Raw genomic sequence first — 9,717 nt, forward strand, 5'->3', positions numbered from 1 at the left:
CAAGCTCACGAAACTGTTCATTTTGCGAACACATGCAAAGCAAATTTCAGTGGATCATTCTAAAATATCTATCAGATCCTTCTTAAACTCATAGAGAAACTCATCTGCTTGGTCAAATACTCCAAGCATTTTAATAAAGCCGTGGATCACGCCATCAAAACAACGGTATTTAACCTTTACCCCACAGCCCTGTAGCTCTCGTGCGTAGAGATAACCATCATCGCACAAGGGATCAAATTCGGCGGTATAGATCAGGGTTGGTGGCAAATCTTTATGACTCTGTGCATTTAACGGAGAGCAATAGGGGTTTTGTGCATCAGCTTCACTGCGTAAATAATGCCCCCAGTAATACTTCATACTCGCCTGCTGCAATAGGTAACCTTCTGCGTGAGCTATGGCCGACGGGGTCTGCCAACCATACTTCACTGCCGGGTAGACCAAAGCCTGAAACGCCAATTGCGGCCCTTTTTCATCCCGTAACCTCAAAGTGACAGCGGCTGCAAGGTTTCCACCAGCACTGTCTCCCAAAATACCGATACGCTTTGGATCCAATCCCAGCAAGCTTGCATGCTCAAAGATCCATAATGTCGATGCATAGCAGTCATCCATTGGAATAGGGAACTTATGCTCAGGTGCCTTCTGGTAATTAATTGCTACCACAACAGAACCTGTGCGATTGGCAAGCGCACGACTAAAATGATCATTGGTCTCGATATTCGATACCACCCAACCACTACCATGAATAAAAATGATGGCAGGCTGCGGTTCATCATTGGCACAAACTGTTGGACGATAAATTCGCACAGGAAGATCGGCTGTGGGGCCGGGAATAAAGCTATACTCAATCGCAGCAACGCTCTCAAGCACTCTATCTGCCCGGGCTTTAGTCAATTCATTCATATCGAGACGTCTTGATTCCGCCGGGGTCATATCTTCATAGGCCTTGGCACCGGACTCTCGTACTTGTTTTAAATACAGCGCGACTTTTGGATCTAACGGCATACCACTTTCCTTCTCTATCATCGCCCCTACGCGGGGACAACTGCTTAATATTGCAATCATGAAGTGTGCCGCCTGAGGCGCTAATCGGTTTAAGCGTTATCGGGATCGCATTCCCCCTAAACCTCGAGCCCCTATGACTCGCTCAGGCGGCATTGATTAATTGAATTATGCAGGCAGAGCCTTAGGTTGCACTTCAGTCACCCCTTTCAGTCTTGGCCTATTGGCTTCAGACCTAGTTAACGGCGTGACCAATTGCATTGTTTTTGCTGAACGCTGGGCTAAGACTTGATACTCCAGCGTATTGAGTCCTTTCCAGTGCAGCTCCTGTTCGGTCACCTCACGCACCACTTTGGCGGGCTGGCCCATTAGCAGCTGTTTAGCCCCGCCTTGAAAGCCAGCTTTGACAAAGCTCATGGCGGCGACAATGCTATCTTCACCAATGACCGCACCATCCATGACCACGGCATTCATCCCCACTAAGGCGTTACGCTTGATCACGCAGCCATGCAAAATCGCCCCATGGCCAATATGGCCATCCGCCTCGACGACCGTATCCATGTCGCAGTAACCGTGCATGATACAACCATCTTGAAGGTTACTGCCCCGCTGCAAGATCAAGCGGCCATAGTCACCACGCAATGAAGCATTGGGACCTATATACACTCCAGCTTCAACAATGACATCACCAATCAGTACTGCTGTTGGATGCACATAAGCAGTTGGATCGACCACGGGTACTAATCCTTCAAATTCATAGCAGGGCATAAACTGTTCCACTCTTCATTAATTCACACGGCTCTCTACTTAGCTGTTAGGTCTCTAACATTAAGACCTAACTGCTAAATACAGATGTAGTTAAGCTCTACACCTTTTCTAGACAGGAGGCAAAAGCCCCCTATACAGGCTTACTTCCACTCAACGAGACCAAAGTTGAGGTAGAAGGTATCGGGCTCCTTGGCATCCGCGACTCTAAAATGGACACAATTGTCGCTCCATTTCCAGATCTGAGTTTTGACTCTGCAGCCCGGATACAAGGATTTAGTCAGCCTAGTCTTAAAACGGGTAAGACGTTCAGGCTCACCGGGAAACATCGCCTGAATAACATGACGACAAGCCACGCCAGCGGTACTGACTCCATGTAGGTTTGGCTTAGGATGGCCAAACTCCTGCGCATATTCCCAATCCACATGTTGCGGATGATCATCGCCAGACAAACGGTAGATAAGTGCTTGGTTTAATGGAATGTCTTGCTCGACTTCAAAGTCAGGTTCACGGTCAGGGATTTCGACAATGTCTTTAGGCGCCTTGGGGCCGCCAAAACCACCGTCATATAAGGCGCAATCCCAGCTTTCATTGGTAAACAGCTTAGTGCCCGCTTCATCGAAGGTTTCACCTATGTGTTGAGCCAAGCAGCCTCTTCCCTCACCGCGATCAAACAGCCCTTTCAGCAGTACCTTAGTGGTCAACTTCCCAGGGTTAATCGGCAGCGGCTGATGGATATGCAGATCGAAGCCCCAATGCAAAGAGCCACCCCAATTAAAGCCATAATCTATCGTCTTAGTCACCTCCGCATCGACGATTTGGGTTGCAGCAAAGATTGGCAATACTTTTAATTGCTTTTCATACACATAATCGAGATCGGTTTTACCGTCGCTTCCCGCGCCACAGCCCAGTGCAAACAGCATCACATCTCTAGCGGTATACTCATTAACGAATGGGCCATAGGTTTGCCCTTGCATCTCTAATTTCAACGCCATCTGTAAATCCTTCCATTACCGACAAACAGTTAAAATAAAACCCGATATCTCATAGAAACATCAGGCTTTATCGAGCGTAAACAGCTTGAAACCTATCTACCTTTCCACACAGGATCGCGCTTTTCAGAGAAGGCTAATGGGCCCTCTAATGCGTCTTCAGAATGCAGAACCGATGGGTAATTCTTCAGGCCACCAGCACGAATATGGCGATAGCCCTCTTCCACTGAAAGCTCACTCGTTTCACGGTAGATCTCTTTGATCGCTGCAATAGCTAGTGGCGCACCTTGGGCAATCTGTTGCGCCAATTCACGGGCGCTTTCCATTAATTGCTCACTTTCAACCACACGATTTACCACGCCCCAGCGCAGTGCTTCTTCAGCGCCCATACCACGGCCGGTCATCATCAATTCATTCACGATTGCAGGTGGTAACAATTTAGGTAGACGCAACATACCGCCGCTATCAGGTACGATACCTAGCTTGGCTTCTGGCAGCGCAAAGCTGGCATTTTCAGAACAGACAATCATGTCGGCCGCTAACGCTAGCTCAAATCCACCACCAAATGCGTAACCATTTACAGCTGCAATCACTGGCTTATCAAGATCAAAAATTTCAGTTAAGCCTGCAAATCCGCCTGGACCGAAATCCGCATCCGGAGCCTCGCCTTCGGCAGCCGCTTTTAAGTCCCAGCCTGCAGAGAAGAAGCGCTCACCTGCACCCGTGATAATCGCCACACGTAACTCAGGATCTTCACGGAACGCTAAGAAAACCTCACCCATTTCAAAACTTGTTTTTGCGTCAATCGCATTGGCCTTTGGTCTATCAAGAGTAATTTCTAAAATAGCGCCATTGCGGGTAACGTGTAATGATTCACTCATGCTAATACTCCAATATAGAGCCACTTCAGACTCATTTATTTAAAAGCTAATTAAGTTAACTTCACATCAGAAGTTTTTTTTGTACTTTGCAGGTACAGGTTCTTGGAAAAGATTTTTTTATTTCGATAAAAGATGGAACTTTAAATTTCGCCATATTTTCAGCACAGTACTGCAAAATTTGCTCGACACTTAAAGACACACCCTCATTAAATATGACAAATGCTTTAACGGCCTCATCGCGAATTAAATCTGGCACGCCAATAACAGCAGCATCGAGAATATAGGGATGGGACATTAAAACTTTTTCAATTTCGGAGCTGGAAATATTTTCACCGGAGCGCTTTATCATATTTGTCTTTCTATCAACAAAGTAAAATAAACCACTTTCATCGACATAGGCTTTGTCACCGGTATAGAGCCAACCATCGGCACTTAATACTTCTTCAGTCGATTTTTGGTCTTGATAGTAGCCCTTCATGATCGTGCGACCGGGTACACCTTTCACCCAAAGATCGCCCACCACATTCGCAGCCAGTTCTTGACCATTTTCATCGGCAATTTTGGCTTCATAACCTAGGCCGGGACGGCCTATTGACGGCCAGTGACGTTCCTCTGCTGGGCTATCACCAATCAGGCCCACTAAGGTTTCTGTCATGCCATAAGAGTTAAACAGTTGCACATTAAAGCGGGTTTCAAAATCCAACTTCTCTTGATCTGAAATATGCAAAAAAAACAGCATGTCACGTAGACAATGGTCACGCTCAGTTGCCACTTTAGGCTGCAGCATTAAGGTGCGAACTATCATAGGCATACTGTGAGTAATCGTCGCTTTGTAATCACAGATCTGTTGCCAGAATTTACGTGCGCTGTATTTCTCTAGCATCACCAACTTAGCGCCAACGGTAAATGCTGCCATGGCGGCATTACATTGAAAGTCGATGTGGAAACTTGGCATCATGCTTAAGTAGGTATCATCGCTTCTCAGGCAGGTTTGCCACGCCGTGTAATAGCCTGCAAACTGCAAATTACAATGGGTGATCTCCACACCTTTTGGCCGCGATGTTGTACCTGAGGTAAATAATATTTCGGCCACATCATCACTACTAATGGTGACCTGTTTGACTAACTCAGCCGCTTGCTGGCTCACTAGAATATCGAAGTTCATCACTTCCGATATCTCAGGATTAGTCGTTCTTGTAACCAAAATATTATTTATTGAGTTACCTACTTGCTGTTTCATCTTGCTATAAATAGCGAGAAACTCTTCTTCAATAACGACGGCTTTAACATCACACTTATTTATAATGAATAGACTCTCATCAAATAAGTATTGGTTATTAATAGGCACAATAACTGCGCCTATTTTGGCTAAACCAAACCAACAGAAAATAAACTGCGGACTGTTATATAACTGCACCGCAACTTTATCGCCTTTATTAATGCCTAGACTCAAAAATAAGTTAGCGGTTCTATTAATTTCGTCGTTCAGTTGACTATAGGTAAACTCTTGGACATCGCCGGCAGCATCCTCATAAACCAACGCTGTGTTATTACTAAATTTACGAGCACGCTCATCCCACATGCATCTTAATGTTTTGCTACCAACGATATCCATTCTTCTAGCCTCACTTACACTCAGATACTTTTGCTAAGCCTTTCTCGCTTAAGCTCTGTATTTGCTCTGCGGTGTAACCGATATCTTCCAAGATTGCAGCCGTGTCCATACCGTGCTTTGGCATACCACGCCAGATCTGGCCTGGATTGTTCTTAAACTTAGGCATCACGTTTGGACCTCTGTAGGTCTTACCGTCGATGTTCTTCCATTCAGTAATCGATTCACGCGCAATATACTGAGGGTTGCTATCAAGCTCAGGGATGGTTAACACTTTTGCACAAGCGACGTTTAGCTCGGCAAATCTTGCCAACACCTCTTCGATGCTCTTATGTGCTAAGTATTCATCTAAGGCATCTTCAACCTGTTGACCGAATGGACACTCAACACGATGAATTAGCTGTGTACCAGCGGGGATCTCTTCGCCACCATACAGATGCATGATATTCATATCCTTGAACATCTCTTCGATCTGCATACCACCCACAAGCTCCATGACGATATAGCCATCTTCACACTTATATAGACCGCAACCTGCGTAGTAAGGATCTTTACCCTTAGTCATACGTGGGCAAACTTCGCCGCCATTGAAGTGATCCATCATGAAGTATTGACCCATACGCAACATCACTTCATACATAGCCACGTCGATACTTTCACCGACACCGGTTTCACGTACACGGTATAGTGCAGCGAGTGCTGAAGTGGTTGCCGTCATACCTGAGAAGTAGTCTGCTGTGTACGGGAAGGCTGGCATTGGCTGATCAATATCGCCGTTCTGAATTAGGTAGCCACTGAATGCTTGAGCAATCGTGTTGTAGGCAGGTAAGTTGGTATATTCATCGGTGCCATACTGACCGAAGCCAGATAAGTGAGCGATGACTAACTTCTTATTACGTTCCCATAGCACTTCATCTGTGATCCCGCGACGAGCGAATGCAGGCCCCTTACTCGCTTCGATGAAAATGTCTGTGGTTTCCATTAACTTAAGGAATGCATCACGGCCTTCGTCTTTAAAAATATTAAGTGATAATGCATGAAGGTTACGACGTGACAGCTCTGGGTAGTTCGGCTGTACACGGATGGTATCCGCATAAGCAACGTTTTCGATCCAAATCACCTCAGCGCCCCACTCCGCAAGCATTTGTGCTGCGAATGGACCCGCAATTTCAATACCAGAAAACACCACTCTCAAACCAGAAAGAGGACCAAACGTAGGTGTGGACAATTTATTTGACATGATACCCATCTCTCTAAATATTCGAACAAAAATTCATCACGACAACAGCGTCGAGAAGATAGTCATAATTGGGATTTACCAAGCACTACAGTGATTAACGGCAACCCGCTGGGATTTAAGAAGCAGTGTCGATCTGCTTAAAATTAAAAAGAGGCTCTCAAATCCCAATCTAGTTGCCGTCCAGACTAAGTACTCACTTACTCAGTACCTAGCCTGTTACCTATGCAATGTTTAGCGGTAACGCTTTAACACTTCACGACCTAAGGTCAGGATCTGCATTTCATCAGAACCACCAGAGACGCGGTCAACTCGGATATCGCGCCACATACGGCTGATACGGTGCTCACCCGCAATCGCATAACCACCTAGCACTTGCATTGCAGAGTCAATGACTTCAAAACCTGCATTAGCGCAGTAGAACTTACACATTGCAGAGTCACCTGAAGTCATCGTGCCGTTATCACACTTCCAAGCCGCCTCATAAACCATGTTCTTCATGCTGTTAAGCTTGATAGCCATGTGTGCGAACTTGTCTTGGATTAACTGGAAGCGACCAATCGTTTCACCAAACTGAACACGTTGGTTAGCGTACTTAGCCGCATCTTCAAATGCGCAATACGCTGCACCATAGTTAGTTAAGGCCACAAGGAAACGCTCAGAGTCAAACTCCTCTTTAACGCGCATGAAACCGTTACCTTCAATACCAAACATGTCTGACTCTTCTAGCTCAAACTCGTCAAACTGAAGCTCACAGCAGCTATCCATTTTCAAGCCTAGCTTTGGTAACTTGCTCATCTTGATGCCTGGTTTAGACATATCGACAAACCACTCAGTGAAGATTGGTTTTTCAGAGTCAGCATCTTTAGCCATAACCACGATGTAAGGTGCACCTGCAGCACTGGTGATGAAGCACTTACTACCGGTCAAATACACTTTGCCATCACGGCGCTTATAAGTGGTTAGCAAACTACCCACATCAGAACCCGCACTAGGCTCAGTGATCGCTGAGTTCCACATCTGCTTACCTGTACCACGAAGCGCCATGATCTTATCGATCTGCTCTGGGCTACCGTGTCTTAGCATCGTAGTGATACCTGGTAGTTGATATAGCACGTATGTTGGTGCGCCTAAGCGACCTAACTCTTCCCAGATCACGGCTAGCGTCACCATGCCTTCGTTGAATCCACCGTGCTCTTCAGGCAATAACAAGCTGTCGATGCCCATCTCGGCTAGCTCTTTAACGAAGCGCTCTGGGTACTGGCTATTCTCATCACACTCTGCGAAATAGCTTTCCCAGTTTTCTTTAGCCATTAAGTCGCGGATACCTGCTACAAAAAGCTCTTGTTCGTCGGTTAATTTAAAATCCATTATTTATTCCTCTCAATTTCAACTGTGGATCCCAGGTGTGGCTAAGCCTCTTCACCGACAGGTTTCCAATTATTTTTACGAGCATCTTTTAAGAAAGAGACGATGATCATGATGTTGACGATAATCAGCGGTGCACCACCGGCAATAATTGCCGTTTGCAGCGGCTTCAAACCACCAAGTGATAACAGAACAATACCGATAACACCCACAAGCACAGACCAGCCCACACGAACCCAGATAGGTGGTTCGTTATCAGCGTCGGCACCTTTACAGGTCGACATGGCTAGGGTGTAAGAACAGGCGTTAACTAAGGTCACAGTGGCAAGGAAACATAGAATGAAGAAGCCCCACATTGTGATTGTGCTGAAAGGTAATGCAGCCCATGTTTCGATGATGGCTCTTGCCGCGCCATACTGCTCAATCAGTTGTGGCATGTTGACAATGTTTTCATTCATCAAGCTCATGGTGTTACTGCCTAGGATGGTCCATAGGAACCAGGTAGAAGCAGTTAGACCGGCAACCATAGTCAAACAGAGTTCGCGTACAGTACGGCCACGAGAGATCTTAGCTAAGAAGATACACATCTGGATGCCATACACTACCCACCAAGCCCAGTAGAATACGGTCCAGTCTTGAGGGAAGCTGCCGCCACTCACAGACGCTGTATAGAACAACATGCGAGGAAGAAGCTCTAACATCACCCCTACAGAATCGGTGAAGTAGTTGATGGTGAAGCTCGTTGCACCGATAAGGAACACCCACACCAACATGATGATGCTTAAGTAGCTACGTAGGTCACTTGCAATCTTAACGCCCTTAGTTAGACCGAAGGCCACACAAATAGCATTGAAAATGATCCATGCAGAGATAATGATGGTGTCAACTTCAGGGGTACGTGGAATACCGAATAGCCATTGAATACATTCAGTAACCAGTGGAGTCGCCAGACCTAAGCTGGTACCCATCGCAAGGATCAATGCAACCACATAGACGTTGTCGATAAAGATACCGATAAAACCTTTATGGTGCTTACCTAACACAGGCTCTAAGGTGCCGCTTGGGCGAACCACGTCCATTTTCTTAACGAAAAGGAAGTAACCGAGTGCCACAGTAAAGAAGCCATAACCCATCCAAGGAAGTGGACCCCAGTGGAATAAGCTATATGCAAGCCCTAACTCTTTAGCTTGGACAGATAAAGGGGCAAGATCGAATGGCGGGTAAGTCACGTAGTAATATACTTCTAGTGAACCCCAGAACAGCACCGCTGCTGAGGTACAAGAAGCAAACATTAGGAAGATCCAACTTCCAGTACTAAATTCAGGCTTTTCCTGGCCTAAACGATTGTTTGAGTATGGTCCCCATGTTAACCAAGCCCAACCAGCTCCCATAAAGATCATGTACCACTCAAATGCCCACCCCCAAGAGTGAGTTAAATAGTGGAATACTTCTTGAATCGCAACGTTCGCCGCATCTAAGTCCCTTACTGTAAAGTAAGAAAGTAATATGACGGCAATTAATGAAGGAAAAAAGATAATGGGGTCAATTGTGACCTTCTTCTTCCCAACAGTGGCATTTACATCCATCGTTTTATCGTTCATATCAATACTTCTCCCTCTCTGTTTTAGGAGGATAATTGTTAAAGTTTTAAACTAAGTACTTTCGAATTTAATCATTTACTTTTAGTTATAAATCACTAATCAATAAATATAACTAGCAAACAAAATCAATCACCAAACAATAAAGTTAATTATTTATAAAACCAAATACGCTTATAGATAATTAATTAGTTATTTCAAGCCCGCTGATTTGCGTAAGAATCATGCCAGCCAATATTTAGGCATACAGTGATCGTTATCACGT

General features: G+C 45.5%; 8 protein-coding genes. All 8 read right to left on the reverse strand.

The window, feature by feature from the left end; all coding sequences use genetic code 11:
- Window positions 1-54: 54 nt before the first annotated feature.
- Window positions 55-1,062 carry an alpha/beta hydrolase gene (locus K5Q92_RS20900; protein ID WP_259649657.1) on the reverse strand — a complete coding sequence of 336 codons (1,008 nt, stop codon included), beginning with the start codon at window positions 1,060-1,062 and terminating at the stop codon, window positions 55-57.
- 105 nt (window positions 1,063-1,167) lie between these two features.
- Window positions 1,168-1,767 (reverse strand): carnitine operon protein CaiE, encoded by a 600-nt coding sequence (gene caiE / locus K5Q92_RS20905; RefSeq protein ID WP_220770802.1) that lies wholly within the window; start codon window positions 1,765-1,767, stop codon window positions 1,168-1,170.
- Window positions 1,768-1,907: 140 nt separating this feature from the next.
- Window positions 1,908-2,759 carry a MaoC/PaaZ C-terminal domain-containing protein gene (locus K5Q92_RS20910; RefSeq protein WP_220770803.1) on the reverse strand — a complete coding sequence of 284 codons (852 nt, stop codon included), beginning with the start codon at window positions 2,757-2,759 and terminating at the stop codon, window positions 1,908-1,910.
- A gap of 92 nt (window positions 2,760-2,851) precedes the next feature.
- Window positions 2,852-3,637, reverse strand: coding sequence for a crotonobetainyl-CoA hydratase (caiD, locus tag K5Q92_RS20915; protein ID WP_220770804.1), 786 nt, complete (start codon window positions 3,635-3,637; stop codon window positions 2,852-2,854).
- Between the two features lie 61 nt (window positions 3,638-3,698).
- Window positions 3,699-5,252 (reverse strand): crotonobetaine/carnitine-CoA ligase, encoded by a 1,554-nt coding sequence (gene caiC / locus K5Q92_RS20920; protein ID WP_220770805.1) that lies wholly within the window; start codon window positions 5,250-5,252, stop codon window positions 3,699-3,701.
- 10 nt (window positions 5,253-5,262) lie between these two features.
- Window positions 5,263-6,489: an L-carnitine CoA-transferase gene (gene caiB, locus K5Q92_RS20925; RefSeq protein ID WP_220770806.1), complete on the reverse strand. Its 1,227-nt coding sequence runs from the start codon at window positions 6,487-6,489 to the stop codon at window positions 5,263-5,265.
- A 231-nt stretch (window positions 6,490-6,720) separates the two neighbouring features.
- Entirely contained in the window at window positions 6,721-7,857 is a 1,137-nt protein-coding gene (caiA, locus tag K5Q92_RS20930) for a crotonobetainyl-CoA dehydrogenase (RefSeq protein WP_028766819.1), read from the reverse strand.
- A gap of 41 nt (window positions 7,858-7,898) precedes the next feature.
- Window positions 7,899-9,455 (reverse strand): L-carnitine/gamma-butyrobetaine antiporter, encoded by a 1,557-nt coding sequence (gene caiT / locus K5Q92_RS20935; RefSeq protein ID WP_220770807.1) that lies wholly within the window; start codon window positions 9,453-9,455, stop codon window positions 7,899-7,901.
- Between the last annotated feature and the right edge of the window lie 262 nt (window positions 9,456-9,717).

It is taken from the genome of Shewanella sp. MBTL60-007, from assembly GCF_019654915.1.
Classification (GTDB): Bacteria; Pseudomonadota; Gammaproteobacteria; order Enterobacterales; family Shewanellaceae; genus Shewanella.

Coding starts and splice junctions, on each gene's coding strand:
- caiT (WP_220770807.1), bottom strand. CDS start 9,455: ATGAACGATAAAACGATGGATGTAAATGCCACTGTTGGGAAGAAGAAG.
- caiE (WP_220770802.1), bottom strand. CDS start 1,767: ATGCCCTGCTATGAATTTGAAGGATTAGTACCCGTGGTCGATCCAACT.
- caiB (WP_220770806.1), bottom strand. CDS start 6,489: ATGTCAAATAAATTGTCCACACCTACGTTTGGTCCTCTTTCTGGTTTG.
- caiC (WP_220770805.1), bottom strand. CDS start 5,252: ATGGATATCGTTGGTAGCAAAACATTAAGATGCATGTGGGATGAGCGT.
- caiD (WP_220770804.1), bottom strand. CDS start 3,637: ATGAGTGAATCATTACACGTTACCCGCAATGGCGCTATTTTAGAAATT.
- K5Q92_RS20910 (WP_220770803.1), bottom strand. CDS start 2,759: ATGGCGTTGAAATTAGAGATGCAAGGGCAAACCTATGGCCCATTCGTT.
- caiA (WP_028766819.1), bottom strand. CDS start 7,857: ATGGATTTTAAATTAACCGACGAACAAGAGCTTTTTGTAGCAGGTATC.
- K5Q92_RS20900 (WP_259649657.1), bottom strand. CDS start 1,062: ATGATTGCAATATTAAGCAGTTGTCCCCGCGTAGGGGCGATGATAGAG.